This is a genomic window from uncultured Tateyamaria sp. (assembly GCF_947487805.1).
Lineage (GTDB): Bacteria > Pseudomonadota > Alphaproteobacteria > Rhodobacterales > Rhodobacteraceae > Tateyamaria.
This window is the reverse complement of the sequence record NZ_CANKXW010000006.1, coordinates 62939-80930: the sequence shown is the minus strand read 5'-3', so window position 1 is coordinate 80930 and position 17992 is coordinate 62939. Positions and strand designations below refer to the sequence as shown.

At 53.5% G+C, this 17992-nt stretch carries 22 protein-coding genes, 1 pseudogene and 1 riboswitch; of the genes and pseudogenes, 8 read left to right on the top strand and 15 right to left on the bottom strand.

Annotated elements, in window-relative coordinates; genetic code table 11:
- Nucleotides 1–181: 181 nt before the first annotated feature.
- From Q0949_RS14975 to Q0949_RS14955, 5 genes are all read right to left on the bottom strand, one after another.
- Nucleotides 182–694 carry an ATP-binding protein gene (locus Q0949_RS14975; RefSeq protein WP_299373920.1) on the bottom strand — a complete coding sequence of 171 codons (513 nt, stop codon included), beginning with the start codon at nt 692–694 and terminating at the stop codon, nt 182–184.
- The gene (locus tag Q0949_RS14970; RefSeq protein WP_299373918.1) at nt 691–1209 is read right to left on the bottom strand and encodes a hypothetical protein; all 519 of its coding nucleotides are present in this window, start codon (nt 1207–1209) and stop codon (nt 691–693) included. Before Q0949_RS14970 ends, Q0949_RS14975 begins: the two co-directional genes overlap by 4 nt.
- Before the next feature lie 56 nt (nt 1210–1265).
- Nucleotides 1266–1655 carry an SgcJ/EcaC family oxidoreductase gene (locus Q0949_RS14965; protein ID WP_299373916.1) on the bottom strand — a complete coding sequence of 130 codons (390 nt, stop codon included), beginning with the start codon at nt 1653–1655 and terminating at the stop codon, nt 1266–1268.
- A gap of 98 nt (nt 1656–1753) precedes the next feature.
- The gene (locus tag Q0949_RS14960) at nt 1754–2434 is read right to left on the bottom strand and encodes a DUF4386 domain-containing protein (RefSeq protein WP_299373913.1); all 681 of its coding nucleotides are present in this window, start codon (nt 2432–2434) and stop codon (nt 1754–1756) included.
- 12 nt (nt 2435–2446) lie between these two features.
- Entirely contained in the window at nt 2447–3430 is a 984-nt protein-coding gene (locus Q0949_RS14955; protein ID WP_299373910.1) for an NAD(P)-dependent alcohol dehydrogenase, read from the bottom strand.
- A 97-nt stretch (nt 3431–3527) separates the two neighbouring features.
- Between Q0949_RS14955 and Q0949_RS14950 the strand changes: the two genes are divergently transcribed.
- The gene (locus tag Q0949_RS14950; protein ID WP_299373907.1) at nt 3528–4409 is read left to right on the top strand and encodes a LysR family transcriptional regulator; all 882 of its coding nucleotides are present in this window, start codon (nt 3528–3530) and stop codon (nt 4407–4409) included.
- A 304-nt stretch (nt 4410–4713) separates the two neighbouring features.
- On the opposite strand, the gene Q0949_RS14945 is transcribed toward Q0949_RS14950, so the two are convergent.
- The 9 genes from Q0949_RS14945 to Q0949_RS14905 form a co-directional block, all read right to left on the bottom strand.
- A complete protein-coding gene (locus Q0949_RS14945; protein ID WP_230802396.1) occupies nt 4714–5409 on the bottom strand; it encodes a hypothetical protein in 696 nt (231 codons plus the stop codon).
- 216 nt (nt 5410–5625) lie between these two features.
- Nucleotides 5626–6357, bottom strand: coding sequence for an ABC transporter permease (locus Q0949_RS14940; RefSeq protein ID WP_299373900.1), 732 nt, complete (start codon nt 6355–6357; stop codon nt 5626–5628).
- The gene (locus Q0949_RS14935; protein ID WP_299373897.1) at nt 6354–7079 is read right to left on the bottom strand and encodes an ATP-binding cassette domain-containing protein; all 726 of its coding nucleotides are present in this window, start codon (nt 7077–7079) and stop codon (nt 6354–6356) included. Before Q0949_RS14935 ends, Q0949_RS14940 begins: the two co-directional genes overlap by 4 nt.
- Nucleotides 7076–7762, bottom strand: a complete 687-nt coding sequence (tenA, locus tag Q0949_RS14930) for a thiaminase II (protein WP_299373894.1) — start codon at nt 7760–7762, stop codon at nt 7076–7078. Before tenA ends, Q0949_RS14935 begins: the two co-directional genes overlap by 4 nt.
- Nucleotides 7759–8697 carry an ABC transporter substrate-binding protein gene (locus tag Q0949_RS14925; protein WP_299373891.1) on the bottom strand — a complete coding sequence of 313 codons (939 nt, stop codon included), beginning with the start codon at nt 8695–8697 and terminating at the stop codon, nt 7759–7761. Before Q0949_RS14925 ends, tenA begins: the two co-directional genes overlap by 4 nt.
- 2 nt (nt 8698–8699) lie before the next feature.
- Nucleotides 8700–9512 carry a bifunctional hydroxymethylpyrimidine kinase/phosphomethylpyrimidine kinase gene (thiD, locus tag Q0949_RS14920; RefSeq protein ID WP_299373888.1) on the bottom strand — a complete coding sequence of 271 codons (813 nt, stop codon included), beginning with the start codon at nt 9510–9512 and terminating at the stop codon, nt 8700–8702.
- Entirely contained in the window at nt 9509–10123 is a 615-nt protein-coding gene (gene thiE, locus Q0949_RS14915; protein WP_366524044.1) for a thiamine phosphate synthase, read from the bottom strand. The genes thiD and thiE overlap by 4 nt, the downstream gene beginning before the upstream one ends.
- Before the next feature lie 17 nt (nt 10124–10140).
- Nucleotides 10141–10917, bottom strand: coding sequence for a hydroxyethylthiazole kinase (gene thiM, locus Q0949_RS14910; RefSeq protein ID WP_299373883.1), 777 nt, complete (start codon nt 10915–10917; stop codon nt 10141–10143).
- A 43-nt stretch (nt 10918–10960) separates the two neighbouring features.
- Nucleotides 10961–11049: riboswitch (TPP riboswitch) on the bottom strand.
- A gap of 469 nt (nt 11050–11518) precedes the next feature.
- Nucleotides 11519–12145, bottom strand: coding sequence for an ester cyclase (locus tag Q0949_RS14905; protein WP_299373881.1), 627 nt, complete (start codon nt 12143–12145; stop codon nt 11519–11521).
- Nucleotides 12146–12211: 66 nt separating this feature from the next.
- On the opposite strand from Q0949_RS14905, the gene Q0949_RS20660 reads away from it, so the two are divergent.
- From Q0949_RS20660 to Q0949_RS14880, 7 genes and pseudogenes are all read left to right on the top strand, one after another.
- Complete coding sequence (locus Q0949_RS20660) at nt 12212–12340, top strand: transposase (RefSeq protein ID WP_366524043.1); 129 nt, start codon at nt 12212–12214, stop codon at nt 12338–12340.
- A 21-nt stretch (nt 12341–12361) separates the two neighbouring features.
- Complete coding sequence (locus Q0949_RS14900) at nt 12362–12487, top strand: hypothetical protein (RefSeq protein WP_299373878.1); 126 nt, start codon at nt 12362–12364, stop codon at nt 12485–12487.
- Between the two features lie 20 nt (nt 12488–12507).
- Nucleotides 12508–12768, top strand: a pseudogene (locus tag Q0949_RS20655) (IS3 family transposase); the annotation flags it as partial.
- Nucleotides 12769–12925: 157 nt separating this feature from the next.
- Nucleotides 12926–13297, top strand: coding sequence for an integrase core domain-containing protein (locus tag Q0949_RS14895; RefSeq protein ID WP_299373876.1), 372 nt, complete (start codon nt 12926–12928; stop codon nt 13295–13297).
- A gap of 585 nt (nt 13298–13882) precedes the next feature.
- The gene (gene kduI, locus Q0949_RS14890; protein WP_299373873.1) at nt 13883–14707 is read left to right on the top strand and encodes a 5-dehydro-4-deoxy-D-glucuronate isomerase; all 825 of its coding nucleotides are present in this window, start codon (nt 13883–13885) and stop codon (nt 14705–14707) included.
- Complete coding sequence (locus Q0949_RS14885) at nt 14704–15435, top strand: SDR family NAD(P)-dependent oxidoreductase (protein WP_299373870.1); 732 nt, start codon at nt 14704–14706, stop codon at nt 15433–15435. Before kduI ends, Q0949_RS14885 begins: the two co-directional genes overlap by 4 nt.
- Before the next feature lie 928 nt (nt 15436–16363).
- Nucleotides 16364–17080: a helix-turn-helix domain-containing protein gene (locus Q0949_RS14880; RefSeq protein ID WP_299373867.1), complete on the top strand. Its 717-nt coding sequence runs from the start codon at nt 16364–16366 to the stop codon at nt 17078–17080.
- On the opposite strand, the gene Q0949_RS14875 is transcribed toward Q0949_RS14880, so the two are convergent.
- The gene (locus Q0949_RS14875) at nt 17074–17661 is read right to left on the bottom strand and encodes a hypothetical protein (protein ID WP_299373864.1); all 588 of its coding nucleotides are present in this window, start codon (nt 17659–17661) and stop codon (nt 17074–17076) included. The genes Q0949_RS14880 and Q0949_RS14875 overlap by 7 nt on opposite strands.
- Nucleotides 17662–17992 lie beyond the last annotated feature (331 nt).

Genomic DNA, 17992 nt, shown 5'->3' with positions numbered 1-17992 from the left:
CGTACCGGTCATTTGAGCTGATTGCAGCGAAGGTCTCGAAGGAGCCCTTAGCGAAAGTCTTCAAATCATGCTGCGAGCGCACGCGACATGAAATCTGCTGCTTTTGCACCAAGACGGGCGCAGTTACGAAGCCGGAAAACCGGCCATTCACGCAAACCACAGTCGAGTTCATTGATCGTTCTTAAGGGCCTGTGTCAGTATTCCCGTCTGCGTGAAAGAGAAGGTTGAACCCCTCTTCGGGTGTCGGTGGAACAAAGTGCGCACTGATCTGACGGAACTGTTCTTCCGTCACTGTGAAGGGATGCAGGCCGCTTGCATTTCGGCGCTGTAGCCGTTCCAGGCAGACCTCATCGGGTGGCATAAGAACATGTAGCTGATGATCCGCATCTGTTTGGTCAAGCAGATTCCGCATCCACGTCCGGCTCTCAACGGTGTTGGCTTGAAAATCTAGGACAACGGACATACCAGCGTTTAGCAGTGCCTCAAGATGTGGCGCCATTGCGCGCCTCAGTTTTCTGGTGCAGCGCAAATAGTCTTTTGGCGTTTTTAGTTCCTCAGCAAAGAGCGCCGCCAACCACTCATCCTCAACGATCAGAACGGTATTCTTTGCCGCAGCCAGATTTGCCGCAAACGTCGATTTACCTGCAGCAACCTTACCACACAGCATGTGCAGTGTTGGACGGGGAGCATTCATAGGGTCCTCCTTTGCTCAGACGAGCGTGTTGCAAGCTTTCGCTGCACACTAGGAAATCCACAGCCTCGCACGGCAAACCAATATCCCCAAAAGATCAACAGGGCCTGCAATGGAGCGCGAAGGAGCAAATAGACCGGGCCCCACTGGTGCCCTCCTGGGCCGACACCGTTGATTGCAGCATAAATGTTCCCGGGAAAGAATAGTATCAATACTGCGATGCAGCCAATACCGGCGTATGCCCGTGTGCGCGTCGGCAACAGTGCGAGGGCCAGTCCGCCCTCAAGCAGACCGGTCGCATATACTATCGGCCTACGTGCAGGCAGAAAGTCTGGCAACATGGACACCATTTCGTCGGTGATGACGAAATGTCCAACTGAGAAAAGCGCAAAGGCAGCCGCATAGCCAAGCACGCCGCCAAGGTTGATGATGCCATATGTGGCCGTTCTGTGGGCAATGACTGCAGCGACAAGCGTCGGAATAAAGAGGATTGTGAGAACGATAAGTGGCGTGATCATGTCTGATCTCCGTCTTTCAATAGTAGCAAAGAAATCGGTATGGATGTTGCGAAGCCCTATTCGGGATCTAGCAGATCCGTGCCGTAAGAATTGTCGACCGTGCAGAGCCACCTTTGCGCTTGGTCCCTTTTGAAGACGTAGGTCGCCCGGCGGGTCATCAGCGCTGCGTCATCAGCGATGTGCAGATGTGTTTCCATGATGACCAAGGCGGTCTCCGCACCTTCGATCACATGCGCTGCCCCTTGGGTCACGGTCAGCGTGTTTTTGAAATGCTTTGCGATCGCGACGAAAGCTTCTCTGATTTGCGGCTTGCCCTTGGCAATTTGGCCGGGCTGGACCACGAGGACTGCATCATCGGCGTAAAAGTCCATAAGCGTGTCAAAGTCTTCTGCGCTGATCGCTTTGTCAGCTTGCTTGATAAGCGTGAGAACGACGTGTTCTGACATTTTGGTTTCCTTTCATAAGGTCAGGTTTGTTAGTTTGATAGGTGGGCAAGGCGGCGCGGTGACGACCGCCTCGCGAATGATTTTTTTCTTTCAACAAGTCACGGCGACATCGCTGGCCTGCCTCTGGGCGTGAACAAGAGCCACAGGCAAAAGGCAGTTTCCGCGACCAATGGCACGACATAGGCGGGGGCGACGAACCCGTGCAGGTCAGGAGCTACGAAGCGCAGGATGCTGCCTGACAGATAGACAAGCCCGGACAGACCAATCCCGATGCCCAACACGCGTGGGAAAAAGCCAGATTGGACAATCAAGACGGCGGTCAACAGACAGTTCACCCCAAAAAAGATCAGGCCCAGATCGTACCCATAAGCGTGCAACTCAATGAAGGTGAGCGCGAGGTCCGCCCTAACTTCCATAGCCCCTGATTGAAGCAGCAAAACCGCTGCTTGCAGGTTCAACAGACCCGCGGCGATTAGACCGGACTGGAGCAGCCGGAAAATCATCGCCGTTACTGCCAGTCCTGCTGAGACCGGGCGAAACATCCAGAACAGCAGGATGGCGAGTGTCACATCCGCCAGCGCCATCACCACATCTGCCATGATAGACAGCCGAAAGCGCATTGCTTGCGCCAAGATGGCCTGCGCGGTGCCGTCTGCTGATCCAAAATCAATGAGCGGACCACGCAATGCGACCTCTGAACCGACCCCACAGAGGATGATGATCAAATAACAAATACCGGCGAAACGGACTTGCCAGTGTGAAAGTGGAAGCGTCTTCATCTCTGTCGCCCCCTAAACCACAACGACATTGCCGCGCTTGCGGCCAGTCTCAACATAGCGGTGGGCCTCTACCAGATCGGCCAGCGGATAGGTCCTGTCCATGACAGGTGAAAACTGGTTGCTGGCCATCAGCGCGAGCACCTCGGAAAGCTCTGCGCGGTGAACCTCGGGCTTTGACATGCCCGCAGCAGCGAACTTGGCCTGTTTGCGCCCAAACACTGCAGTCAGAAGCATGTCACGCAGCAACGCGAGCCCAAGCACGGGGCACACATATCGCCCCTTTTTGGTGAGAGCTGATTTGGTCGCGCGGAATGAGGATACCCCAAGCGTGTCAAAGACAACGTCATAAGCACAACCGTCTTTGAGAGGATCTTGCGACGCGTAATCGACGACGACATCTGCCCCGAGTGACTTGATCAATTCAGCGTTGCGAGCACTCGCGCTGGCCGAGACTTTCGCTCCCAATGCTTTGGCAAACTGAACTGCCGCTGTTCCTAGGCTACCGGATCCACCAAGGATCAAGACGGTCTCACCCGCTTGAACCTTTGCGACGCGGGTTAGGAAGTGCCAGGACGTCATCGCACCATCGAAAAGCGTCGCAGCCTCCTCGTAGCTGACTGTTTCTGGCTTTGTCAGAACGCTGGCGGTTTCATCGACACAAATATGTGTCGCATTCGCACCGAACTGCAGACCCGCCTCTCCAAAGACGGCATCACCAACTTGGAGGGTGCGTACCGCGTCACCAACGGCGACCACATCACCGGAAAAGCAGGTTCCAATCAATCCGGAACGTGGGCGCGACAGGCCTAGAAACAGTCTGGCAAACTTTGGTTGCCCTGCGCGCATCATGCTATCTGCACGAGACACAGCAGAGGCACGAATGCGAACAAGAACCTGCCCAGCGGTTGGAGTCGGTGCGGGGCGTGATACAGAAGTAAGGACATCTGGCCCGCCGTAACGGCTGACGTCCCAAGCATTGAATGTGGTTTCCATCATGATCTCTCCTTTTGTCTGCCCAGAGAGATACCGTGTTTATTTTGATCCAATAATTGCCTAAAATGAACCACATCGGTTCAAAAACGGTACACTCGACATGGATTGGAAATCGCTCCCCGCGTTTCTTGCGGTAGCCCGATCAGGGTCTTTACGTGCTGGGGCCGAACAGATTGAGGGCACTCATGCAACGGTAAGACGCCAGATCGAAGGGCTTGAGGCGCAGTTGGGAACTACGCTTTTCCGCAGAAATGCAGCGGGCCTGACACTGACGGCCGCCGGACGGCGGTTACTGCCACAAGCACTGGAGGCCGAGGCCGCATTGCTGAAAGGATTTAGCGCCGTAAAAGGCCTTGATCGCGAAGCATCAGGTCGCATTCGTCTGTCTGCTGATCCGCTGACTGCGAATTACCTGCTCGCGCCCGCCTTGGCCGACTTCGCAACCCTTTATCCAGAGATCGAGATTGACCTAAAGCTCTCTTACTTCATCGACTCAATCGAGAAAGATGAAACTGATATCTCGATCCGGCACGTTATCGAGGTCGAGGAAGACGCGGTTGGTCGCAAGCTTTTTCCATTGTCCATTGGTGTCTTCGCGTCACGCGACTATATCGACACGTCGCTTCCAAAGTCTGGGCCGAAAGGTGCGGGGCTGACATGGATAGGTTATGGCGACGTACCTGAATTGCAGACCATGATTGAAGCGTCGCCATTTCCCCAAGCACGCGTTCGCCACAGTGTCCAAGATCCGCAAATGCATCTTCATCTCGCGCGAAATGGTGCAGGTATGACGTTTGTTGCCAATTGGGTGCAATCCGTCTTTCCCGAAATGCAACGTGTGCCTGGCACAGCCTTGGACCAAAGACGGTCAACATGGATACTGCTTCATGGCGATTTGCGCCGCGTACGCCGTGCACGATTACTTGTCGATTACCTCTATGCCGCATTGCAAGAACGGCGCGCAGACTTTATCGGGCAGTAAATCTGTGTTCACCGCCCCAAGGGCAATACTTTCGGGCGACCTGCTTCGCCCTCATACGGGCAGACCAAATGGCGGTCGGCGAAATTGCCCCCCACGAACGACCGCAATGACGGCTAGCGCTGTCCCGCAACAGAGGGCAGGTCACAAGCGCGAGCCAATGCTGCATCAGCGAAGTCTGAAAAATGAATGACAGGAAAGTCCCGCTCTCCGGACAAACGCACCGAAAGCAGCGAAGGGCCGGTATTTGAACAACTCAGCACGCTAAAATTCTCGCAGCATGATGGCAAAGCTGTCTTTGTCAGCGCTAGTAGTTCACCTGTTCGAAGCCGTAGTTGCCCTCATAGTCACGCCAATCGACGAAGACAGATCGGTGATAGATACCCGGGCAATTCTGGCCCCAACGTTCAAGTCCCACATGGGCCTCGGGCAGGGCAGTTATGGAAGATCGCTGCCATGAGAAATCGCCTTGGGTCCCGTAGGTGCCGAGGACCACGGTCGCGCTTCGGTTACAATCCCCATCGCGCCCGGACTCGTGCTGTCGTGCATACCGTACATCGAAGACGCGGATGGACCGCACGAAATTGAACTCTGGCCCGCTGATATCGATGTCCGCGCGGTCCTGAACAAGCCGAAGGGTGAAGTCTGTGGGAACGAGATTATCTACTGGCAAGGATTGCAGCGGTCGACGGTTGTCGGTCCGGTACAAGGCTTCAATTATGCGGTCAGCGTTGTTTGATTGCCGATCGCTCTCATAGGACGCGCCCATGGGACAGCGCCAGATTTGCAGCGGCGGTTCCACTGGCCAAGGCGTAATCCGCCGGATGAACTCGGCGCGGGCTCGGGCGCAAGGGACGGAAGCGGGCCAGCCGCCAGACAGGCACAAGAGGATCGCGCAATCGATCGGGTAGGTCTGCGCGCGGGCGGGTGCCGGCAGCGAAAAGCTTGTCACGGCCAAAGCGACTGCGACCGAGGGGAGGAGCTTCTTGAGTAAATGGCGCATACTGGGGGACCTCCGTGAGAGGAGTTCAGCATACATACGATAATATACTATCGCAACGCAAAATATAAAGACGCATAATGAAGTTTATGTTAATACGATTTGGTCTCCATCAAAAATCCGAGAGTCTGTCTTATGTTATTTTAGTGACATAAAGAAAAACACTGTAGCAGTCCCTTTGAGGCCGTTTTGGTAAACCGACGGCGGTACAATGATGCGTCACGCGACGCGAAGTCTTGACGCCAACTTACCGACTGCGACGTACAGTGCGATGGTCATTACGGCCAGTGTAATGAGGCTGGCGAACATCAAATCCGTTTTAACCCGGCCATTGGCCAGCAGCATCAGATATCCAAGCCCCTCGGACGCACCAACCCATTCGCCGATCACCGCACCGATCGGCGCATAGACCGCCGCGAGTCTCAACCCCGTGCCTAAAGATGGCAGCGCATGTGGTATCCTGATCCGTCTCATGATCTGCCATCGCGTGCCGCCCATAGTCTGTGCCAAGTCTGTCATGCCTCGCGGAATACGCGTTAACCCATCATAGAATGCGCTGGTCACGGGAAAAAAGATGATGAGTACAGCCATCATGACCTTGGATGCTATTCCGTACCCCAACCACAAAGTGAGAATGGGTGCGAGGGCAAAGACCGGAACTGCCTGTGTAAACACCAAGAGCGGCATGATAAGCCGGTGGAGTCGATCCGAACTTGCCAACAGGATTGCCGTCGCGACGCCCAACACGGTGCCAAGGATGAGACCCAAAGCGACTTCTGTCGCGGTGACCTGTGCATTTTCCCAGATCAATTTGCGGTGCTCCCACCCCGCCTGCGCGACGCGCCATGGTGACGGCAGGATAAAGTTTGGCGCACCTGTGATCCAAACCAATCCCTGCCAAACCAGCACAGCAAAGGCGACGGCACCGGTCGCGTAGCGCAGGTTTCTCATGCAGGTGCCCTCAGATGTGACAATAATGCCGCCTGGCAGGCGATTGTGTCGTGCGCATATTGATTCCGAACAGGTTGCTGTTCGGGCGGCTGCCACGGGTTCGCCCCATCCGCAGACAACACGACAATCTGATGGCCTAAACGCACGGCTTCGGCCGGATCATGGGTAACCATCACCACTGTTTTGCCAGAGAGCATGTGCGCGGACAATTCCTGCATATCAGCGCGCATGCCTGCATCAAGCGCCGAGAAGGGTTCGTCCAACAGGGCGACGGGGCAATCTTGCATCAGCGTTCTGGCCAAGGCCGTGCGTTGGCGCATGCCTCCGGAGAGCGCGGCGGGGCGGAGGTGTCGGGAGGTTGTCAGACCAACCCGCGCGATCAGGTCTCGTGCGCGGTCCATGTCGGGTGTCATACCGCGCAACCGCGCGCCCAGAACGACGTTTTCAAGGACCGTCAACCATGGCAACAGCAGATCAGATTGCGCCATAAAGCTGACCCGACCGGTAAGTGATGCGTTATCGGAAGCTGTGATTTGACCGGTAAAGGTTCCGGCATGGTCAAGCCCGGCGATCAGTCGCAACAGGGTCGATTTTCCAACACCGGATCGCCCAAGGATGCAGGTCCATTGCCTCGCAGGCACACTCAGTTCAGATGCGGTAAACAAGCGCTTGTCTGCGATGTCATAGTGACCGGACACATGGATCGTCGGGGCGTTCGTCACGCGCCGCGCAGTCCCATATCCCAGAATGCGGTTTCCAGGCGGGTTGCCGTGGTAAATCGCTTCTGAAGTTGTGACCAGCGCACAGCGGACGTGGGATCATCGCCCAATCGTCGCAGAACGGCTTGATCCATCATCTGACCGACCCCTGACATCACGCCCTGATAGTCTGGCGCGGCATAGGTTTCGATCCAGGTGCGATTGGGCGTATCCGGGTCCGCCGAGTGCTCTAGGCGCAGTCCGATTTCGCCGTAGCCGAAACAACACGGCGCAAGGGCGGCCATCAGGTCCAGAAAATCACCCTGCAACCCGGCATCCATAACATAGCGCGTATAGGCGAGGTTTTCGAATGCCTCGGGCGCGGTGAACAAGGTTGCTTCGTCAATACCTTCTGTCGCGCAGGTTTTGACATGAAGCGCCATCTCGTGATTGACCAGTGCATCGATAGTGGCCGCGCATACCGTCATTTCTTCAAGCGTTTCTGCCTTGACCAGTGCAAGGGACCACGCACGCGCAAAGTGGACCAAAAAGACATAATCCTGAATGAGATAATGCAGGAATGCTGCGCGCGGTAAGGTGCCGTTCCCAAGTCCATTCACAAAATCATGGTGTGTGTAGGCGTGCCATGCGACGGGGCAGCCTGCACGCAACTGCGCGAAGGTGTCGCCATAGGGGGAATGGGTCATTGCGCTGTCACATCAATGGCAATCTTTGACACCGGGTTTACGTTGGGGATCAGGTCCGCCTCGTGCAGGAACGTCTCAAATGCGTCATAGCGCGCAGCGTCCATCGCCATTGGGCGCAACGCAAATCGGGGCAGTGTATCGGCCCATGCGCGTTCGTTCAGTGTGTCCTGAAGCTCTGGCGCGGTGCCCGAGAAAATCTGCCACGCATCGTCGGGGTGATTGATGATGTACTGCGTTGCCTTTTCGGTAGCGGCCAGAAAACGCCGTATCATATCTGTGTCCATAGTTTCTGAATTGGCGATATAAATCAGTTCATCATAGGGTGGCAGGCCCTCTTCCTCGACATAGAAACAACGTCCGGGCACACCCTCGATATCCATTTGGTTCAGCTCGAAATTTCGGAACGCACCAATCACAGCGTCGACCTGTCCAGACATCAGAGCTGGCGAAAGCGACCAGTTGACATTGATCAGTTCCACATCGTCCAGCGTCAAACCATGAGTCTTAAGGACATGCCCCAGCACAGCCTCTTCGACGCCGCCAACCGAAAACCCAACCTTGCCGCCCTTAAGATCGCCGGGGGATTTGATCGGGCCATTCGCGAGGGTCAACAAGCAATTCAACGGCGTTGCAATCAAGGTGCCGACGCGTTGCAATGGCAAGCCTTCGTGAATGTGCAAATGGAGTTGTGGCTGGTACGAAATCGCCAAATCTGCCTGTCCCGTTGCAACCATCTTGGGTGGATTCGACGGGTCAGCAGGTGCAATCACGTCGACACTCAGGCCGACATCCGCAAAATAGCCCTTTTCCTGTGCGATGACTACCGGCCCGTGGTCAGGGTTGACGAACCAATCTAACAAAAGGGTCATTTGGTCCTGCGCCCAAGTTGGGGCAGCACAAAGGCACATCGCCCCGGCAAATAGAACGGTTTTCATGGTCATTGCTCCGTCGCGCTGATGTTTGAAGTTCCGAAGTGATGGGTGGGTCCGTGACCGGATCCAACGTCGAGCTGATCTGCATGCGCGATGGCCATTGACACATAGGCTTTGGCCGCCGCGACGGCGCTGGGGATATCGCCCGTCTTTGCCAATTGTGCGGCGAGGGCAGAGGAAAGCGTACATCCAGTCCCGTGTGTGTTGCGGGTGTTCACGCGCGCGCCGTCAAGCCAAGTGATATCATCGAGGATGATCATGCAATCCGGGCTCGTGGACCCTTTTAGATGGCCACCTTTCATCAAGACTGCTTCGGGCCCAAGGGCGCAAAGCGCGCGCCCCTGTGCTTCCATAGCATCGCGTGTCGTGGCCTCTGTCGCGCCCAAGATGTGGGCCGCTTCTGGCAGGTTCGGGGTCAGGACAGTTGCGATCGGCAGCAATGTGTCGCGGACTACTGCAACCGCCGAGGGTTGCAAAAGCGGTGCACCCCCTTTGGCGATCATGACGGGATCAAGGACCACGGGGATATGAAACCCCGTCAGGGCATCAGCCACGGCCTGTGCAATTTCGGCGTTTGCGATCATACCGATCTTGATCGCGTCTACACGGATATCATCAAAAATTGCTTTTATTTGAGAGTGTACAAATTCAGGCGGCACGAGTTGGATTCCACGAACACCTTGCGTGTTCTGTGCCGTCAGGGCGGTCACGGCAGCCATGGCAAAAGCGCCATTGGCTGATATGGCTTTGAGATCGGCCTGAATGCCCGCACCGCCCGATGGGTCGGAGCCCGCGATGCTGAGGACGTTAGGGATCATGGTGTTGCCCCGGTATGCTTGAACAGTTGCGCGGCAGCTTTGGGGTTAGAGTGGCCGCAAATTGCCGACACCACGGCCTGACCATCCGCCCCGCTGTCAAAGACCTGCGCTTGGTGGGTCGCCTTTAGTCCGCCAATTGCCACCGTCGGCAGCGTTGTCAAAGCGACCAGCTGTGCGAGTCCGTCAAAACCAATCGGGGCCTCGTGATCCGTCTTGGTTGTTGTGCCGAAAACAGGGCCAAGACCCAAATAGTCTACGACAATAGGGTCAGCGGCTTGAACAGTCTGCGCTGTCTCGCAAGACAGGCCAAGGATTTTGTTGCGCCCTAACAAGGCACGCGCCTTTTGCGGAGCCATGTCGCCTTGTCCTATGTGCGCGCCGTCGGCATCCGCCTGACACGCGGCGTCCAGATCATCGTTGACAACCAGTGGCACACCCGTCCCTGCTAGGGCAGATTTGAGGGCAACAGCCATGGCGATCCGTTCTTGTGTCGTCGCATGTTTGGCGCGCAATTGGACCATCGTGACCCCGCCCGCAACAGCCTGTTGAGCCGTTAGAACCAATCCATGATTGCGGCACAATTCAGTGTCAGTAACGAGATAAAGGCGCAAGTGTTGGCGTAACCCGGTCACGACTGAATGACGCTGGCCAGATCACCCGGTTGCGTCGCGCTCAAAGCATCAAGGAAATTCATTTGGAAGCTGCCCGGCCCGGTCGCCCACTTTGCAGCCGCATTGCCCGCCACCTTAAAGTGCGCAAGGCTGGCAAGCGCAGCTTCAAATGCAGGACCGCTTGCGGCATAGGCCCCCATCAATGCCGTTTGTGCACACCCTAACGCAGTAACCATTGGCATGATCTCGGACCCGCCGGACACCCTTGCCGATTGCTTTCCATCCGTCACAAAATCGACCGCTCCGGTGATGGCGACAACGGTACCATGCGCCTTGGCGATGGCGTATGCGGCGTTTTCTGCCGTCTCGACACTGTCTCCGCTATCGGCCCCTTTGCCAGCGCCCGCTTGGCCGGCCATTGCCAAAATTTCAGATGCGTTGCCGCGCAGAATCGTGGGTCGCAGCGACAACAGATCCTGGGCAACAGTTTTGCGGTAATCGGAAATAAAGTGTGCAACCGGGTCGAGGACCCAAGGCACATTCGTGTCATTGGCTGCGCGCGCCGCTGCCAACATACTAGTCACCCAAGGCGCTGACAACGTGCCGATATTGATTGTAAGAGCGCCACAAATAGGCGTAAATTCTGCGATCTCTTCGGGTGCATGAACCATCGCGGGCGAAGCCCCCGCCGCCAGAACTACGTTCGCGGCAACGTTCATCGCCACGTAGTTCGTGATGCAATGAACCAATGGGTTTTGGCCGCGCAGTGTAGTGAGAAGGTCGTCAGGGTGCATTATGTCTCCTTTTCTGAGCAAAAAAGAGACGACGTCCGCATAGATCCGCAACGTACTACCTCCCTCCGCCAGCATTATCTGGTTCAGGTTCAAAGGGTACATCTCAACCTTACGGCGCCCCTGGTGAGGCTTGGATAGATCGTTCGGTCAGGTGGGTCAAACCACAATCGCACCTAACCTGTAAGTTAGATCCAGCAACGATTACTTTTGTGCAAGTGTCCGAGGATGGTGGCGTGCATGCTAGTGGCTTAAGTCGCGCCATACCGTGTCTTTGCAGACTGATGACTTCGATGATGCGTGAGCATAGCGGAAGTTTTTGAGCGAAGTAACATTTGCACTGGGCTGCGCCGACGCGATAAAAACTTACAAGACAAGAATGTGATCAGCCAGCCAAGCGTAGCCGTCAAGATACGTTTGGGATGCCATTCGATACTTCAGAATTTAATGTTCTCTGACTTGGGTGATACTTGATCTGGTGTGGGGAAGAGACTTGCGGTGCCATGGTTATCAGCAATCCCTCGTACAAGTAATTGACATCTTTGATCTTGCTGCTGTGTTGTTCGGTTGCGTGTCTCGAGAACTCAGATGGAAATCAACAGACTTATTGAAGTCGTGAGCCCCCCATCAACAATCCAACAGTGTCCTTTGGCAGTTGCCCCAACTGCTCGTAAAGGGTCAGATTGTCCAAGTTGTTATGAACTTCCGCGATTACGCCGTTTTCAAAACGGACCATGACTTGCCCGCGCACAAAAACGGGCGCTCCGCTCGCCTTAGCATTGCCGCGCAGAGAAATCAGCGCCGATAGCCACGGGTCACCATCAACCACGCGATCGATTTTGATATCAACGTTCTGAACTTGATCGCTCAGCATATACACAAGTTCAGTGATCTCATCCGCACCTACAACATCTGTCGGCAAAACACCGTTCCACAGGACGCGTGGTGAAAAATACTCAGCAATCGACGACTCGTTCCCCTTGTTCCAAACCTCGTCAAAGTAACATTGGAGCGTTGTTGCATTCGAACTCATATCAGCGCGCCTGTTATTGCATCGTTTTGACACAGATAATGGCAACAGCTTAACACCGGGATAATTTTTTGCAGATTGTGTCTGACAATAAATCAACTCGTCAAGTTTTCGTCCGTCCGGGACGTTCAAGGATAGGCATTTTGAATGCGAGATGCTTAGGCCTTTATCGCCGCCAGCACTATGACGTGTGGCGGACATGCGATGTGGTCCTAGAAAATCGGACATTGGGCTTAGGTGTATCCCAGACCTTTGAAGGGATACAAAATGGCGAAACGCCGGAACTTTACAGACCAGTTTAAAGCCAAAGTGGCTTTGGAAGCTCTGCGTGGCGACAAGACTGTGCAGAAGATCGCAGCGAAGCATCAGTTGCACCCAAATCAGGTTAGCACATAGAAGCGGCAAGCCATCGACGGGATGGCGGATGTGTTCTCTGGCGGCAAGCAGAGCGGCCCGACCGAGGCCGAGCTGAAAAAGCTGCACGCCAAGATCGGGAGGCTGGCAGTCGAGAACGATTTTCTGTCGGAAGGGTTCAAGAGGTGAGCCCGGCGAACAAACGCGCCATGATCAAACGGGATCACCCCGAGCTGAGTATCAGCCAGCAGTGTAAGTTGGTGAGCCTCAGCCGATCTGCATTTTACTACACGCCGGTCGGGGTCGATACGGCCACTCTGGACATGATGAAAGAGATCGACCGCGTGTTCACGAAGTGTCCGTTCTTCGGGTCACGCCAGATTGCGGCGTATCTGCGCCGTGAATGGACCCTGGTTGGCCGCCATCGCGTGCGTTGTCTGATGGCGAAGATGGGCCTGGAGGCAATCTGCAAACACCCTCGAACCAGCACGCCGCATCCCCAGCACCCAGTCTTTCCGTACTTGTTGAGGAAGATGGTGATCGATCGGCCCAATCAGGTTTGGTGTTCCGACATCACCTTCGTGCCGGTCAAGAACGGCTTCCTCTACCTAGCGGCTGTCGAATACGATGCATGCCGATTTCTGCGTCGAAGCGCTGAACGAGGCCATCGCCAAACACGGCCAGCCCGAGACCATGAACACGGGTCAGGGCAGCCAGTTCAGCGGATCGGCTTGGACTACCACCCTGACCGAAGCGGGCGTGCGCAACTCGATGGATGGTCGAGGCAGATACCTCGACAACATCTTCATTGAGCGACTGTGGCGGAGCCTGAAGCAGGAAGCGATCTATCTCGAAGAGATCAATTATGGCTTCCAGGCCAGGCGCGTGATCAAGGATTGGATAGCGTTCTACAACACCGAGCGGCCCCATTCCGCGCTTGAAAGGCTCGCACCAGACGACGCATATTGGGCGGGCTTGAATGAGCAAAAAGCAACATAAAACTTAAACCCGATACACCTTAGAAACGCTACATAACTGTCCGAAACGGTCGGACCACTTCAATGCGATGTGGTAAACTACCATACTAGATAGAAGAAAATATGGCTTGAACCGCGTACGTAGTGCGGCGTAATGAGCGGCGCTCTCTTCCTGAGCAGCGGCAAGCCTTAGATTATCTGGATCCGGGTCGTAAGGCGTCTGAGCTGTAAAAAATTTGTCATATGTTTGTTACACAAGTATTTTTTTGAGAGTTAAAGACGAGTGTAAGCTTGGGCGACTTGTACACACACCACCTGAGGTTTTTCATTTAGTGTGAAAAACAGTGTTGCGTCACCATGCTGAAGTTAGATACTACCATACCGGACACCTAGTCAGCTACAGCGAATGGAGACCTGCATGACGATGTGTAAACTCAATGCGGCAGATGGTTCAAACATCCCCGAAAATGCTCACGGGGATACCAATGAAATTCGCAACATTGCCGTTTGAGAGCAGAAGGGTGTGATCACCACTGTTTCGAGGCGGGAAAGCTGATCAAGTATTCTCTGGCTGCCGTCAAACCCCCTTTCAGATAGAGGCTACGCTATGCTTTCCTTAACGACTTTGCATTCAGTCAGCCCACTTGAAGCCAAGGGCATGGACACCCAATCGCTGCGTGCGAACTTTCTCTTTGATCAAGCGTTTGCGCCTGACGAGATGAAGCTACTCTATACCCACTACGATCGCATGATCGTTGGAGGAGTGCTGCCCGAAGGTGGCGATTTGACTATGGATCATGTCACGGAATGCGGCACTGATTCGATACTTGATCGGCGCGAGATGGGAATACTTAACCTTGGCGCGACAGCGGTGGTGACAATCTCAACTGGTGCGCATCAGTTGGAGGCGGGTGACATGCTGTATTTGGGAAAAGGCTCAGGTCCTATGACATTCGGACAAGGCGGCCAATTCTATGTGGCATCTACGCCTGCGCACCGCACACTACGCTCAAAACACATCACCCCGGCAGACGCTAGCAAGTTGAATCTGGGCAAGGCGCCGACCGTAAATGATCGAACGATCTACCAGTTTATCCACCCTGACGTGATGGAAAGTTGCCAACTGGTCATGGGGTATACGAAACTCCATGACGGATCTGTCTGGAACACTGTGCCCGCGCACGTGCATGACCGCCGAATAGAAGCATACCTTTACTTCGATTTAGCAACGGAGAACCGGGTGTTCCATTTCATGGGCCAACCGCAAGAGACTCGGCACATCGTGATCGGCAACAAAGAGGTGGTGATATCGCCCCCTTGGTCGATCCATTGCGGCTGCAGTACCGGACGTTATTCTTTCTGTTGGGTCATGGGTGGGGACAATGTCGATTATGCGGATGTCGACATGGTCGCGATTGGCGATCTGCAATGAGTCCTTTTTCGCTGGCGGGCAAGACGGCACTGGTGACCGGCGCCTATACAGGCTTTGGTCAAGGAATTGCCATCGCGATGGCTGAGGCTGGTGCGCATGTGTTGTGCGCCGGTCGCAGATCCTGCGTGGACACGGTGAAGGTGATCAATGGCCAGGCGCAAGACATGATCCTGGACTTTGCAGACCGGATGGTGGCGAAGGACCTTTTCGCCGCTCAAACAATCGACATCTCAATAAACAACGTAGGCATCATCCGACGGGACGATGCAGCCACATCTACCGTGGGCGATTGGCATGACGTCATAAGCATCAACCTTAGGGCACTATTTTTTACCAGCCAGTCCTTTGCCCAGTCTGTGTCTGAGCGGCAGGCGACTGGAAAAATTGTCAACATTGCATCGTTATTGTCCTTTCGAGGTGCCATACGCGGGCCGTCCTACACCGCGTCAAAACATGCGGTGGCTGGCCTGACCAAGGCTCCATGCAACGAATGGGCAGCCACTGGCATAAACGTGAGTGCTATCGCCCCAGGTTATATCAAGACAAGCAACACAGAAGACTTACTAGCCGACCCCGTTCGGAACACGACGATTGTTGAACGTATTCCCGCAGGACGTTGGGGCGAAACGACCGATATCGCACAAAGCGCCGTTTTCCTTGCGGCTACTGCCTCGGACTACATCTATGGCGCCGTCTTGAACTTAGATGGCGGTTGGGTGGCGCGATGAGAGGGCCGGCAAAACTGGCGTAGCTTCTGTAGTCGACAGACCGTCTTGCGCTCTCGTTGCCGATCACTCCTCAAGGCGCAATAGAACGGTTCGTAGATTTTGGGTGTCAGATACATAATGTGTATTGATCCACATCCTTAAGGGCACGCCATGCCTGCAAATATAGTCGCGCCAGACTACGATTTGTTCGTTCATGCATGTATCCAGCACACCTTCCTGAAATGGAATAAAACCTTTCATCACATCACCGTTGCAGTCAACCGCTTACCATTCTAATTTCAAAAATTTCATTAATAACATATTAACAATGATTCATAATTGCAACCTATAGATCAGACAACATGATCGCATTTGCGAACGTCGGTGGAAAAATCAAAACTAGAGCTGACAATTGCGTAGTCATGTATACGTCAAGCATTCAGTATTTTTAAAAAACTATCCAATAAACAAAAAGCAAAGCGCCAATATTAATATGGCTTGAAGTTCTGTACAAATATTATTCCCCTTTTGCGGGAAAATCATGAAAGTTTTGTAAAAAGACGCTATAGACCTTTGACCACAGTTTCTCCAAGTCATACAAAAATTTAAGCCATGGTAAAGCTGTAAAGTACCCTTGTGATGCAAATTATCATTTGAACTAATGCAGCTCACCCAGCCCGATATCATCGTTTGTTTCTTCAAAGGGCCAAGCACCATGCGAAATTCTAAGCCTCATGCTTCTCAGTTGTGGCGTTTGGCCAACACAAAAATATCACCCTGGCACGTCTCGTATGATTGCAGCTGCACACGCGCTCACTAAGCGGGTGAGCGACGTTTTGCCAAAACGCAAGCGTGTCCACCTCGCACATTTCGATAAGCGAAATCGCAAGGTGGATGGAGTCTGGCTGGGGTGATAAAATAAATAAAAACATGGGCTTGGAGAAATATCGTGCCATCTCGAATATTCGAAATTTTAGAAGGCGTCGCCAAACATGGCCCCATTACCCTTGATGAAGTTGCCAAACAGACAGGTGTCAGTCGTTCCGCAACGTTCAGAGCTCTGAAGCGTCTTGAGGAAGGTGGCTGGATCCGGCAACGCCTCAACGGGCGGCAGTATGTCTTGACCTCGAATGTCGAGAAAAAGTTGAACTCAAAAATAGAGCCAAAGCAGGAAATCGAATGCCTAACACCCATTATAATTAAAGCCATTGATTTGAAGAAAGTCAGAATACGCATTTTTCAACAGGAGACAACAACCACAGCGGAGCTGGTAGATGACAGCATCTACAACATACGCGACCTGCAAGAAAAAATGCAAGTAACAAGGTGCTGTAGCTTCCTCTTAAAGGTTCTTCAGCTTGAATCCCTTGCGTTAGGCGGATCAAACATGAGTGATTTAGATCGCGCAAAGGCAGCTGTAATGTTATTAGAGTTTCAAGCCGATAATGTTGTAATCGTATGGGATCAACAGTTTTTGTGGATTCCCATATTTACTGATTCGTCAGAAGTGTTCTTCCTTTGTATTTCAAATAGAAACTATGATCGTGTTGATCGAAACCTTGGCGTTAACTTGTGTAAAGAAATCGACAGCAGAACCGATAGTACAGGTTTAATGTCCTTTCAAAAATTCACAGCGCGAAGGGCCTCAAATGGCATCGCTCAGTAGGAGTAGAAAGCAACAGCTATCACCAGGAAACTGATTGCCAGAACAATCGTACCCATTCGCGCGTTGATGTTGACCTCGTTGCGGATTGGAAAACTCCCACCACACCTGCTTCGTTCTGGATGGGCGCGAAGGTCAGCTTCGGAAAGCTCCTTTTCCGCCAGTGCGATGCTGAACTGACGCTTGCAGTCTGCGCGGCGGACGGCATCCATCACCCCGTTAGAGTCTGTGTCCGCCTTCAAAAACGCGTCATATTTGCTTTGAATGTTTAAGGTGTTGTGTTCATCAACGAAGCTTTGGCTTTCTGCGATGAGTAAGATGTGCTGGGAGACCATCCGTATGGCCGTATACACAACCCTGAGTAGTTTTTTTCTTGCGCTTTTATCAACAACAATAACAACATCCACATTATAGTCAGTTATCCAAAAGAGCTGATCCATATCCGATATGGAAAACCCGGCGACATCATCTGTAAACCCTTTGCATTTAGTTATTGTGGGGTTTAGATCCGTTTCAGAAAGCCCGACGACTAAAAATGATTTTTTACTTAGATCTGGAAAATAGAAGTTTTCTACCTGGTTCATTTTTTTGCCTTTTTCAGCGCCTAGCCATATCTGCTATGGAAGGCGGCGTGTTCGCGGTGACCGTAAGAGCGCACTCGTTCCATTGTGATCGTAACCGTCTGGTATATAAACATTTAATTGAAAATTGGCACTTCGGTGGCTCTGGTCAATTTAACCGTGTCAATATATGAAACGCGCCGAATTCATCCGTCACACTCGTTCCGGTTGCAGAAACTTTGGGGGACTTGACACGCAATATTAAGCGTTTTCTCAAATAAACGTCGGCGAAATGATCGACCTGTTTCGTATATTGGGATGAGCGATTTTGGAAACCGCGAATGCACGCATAACG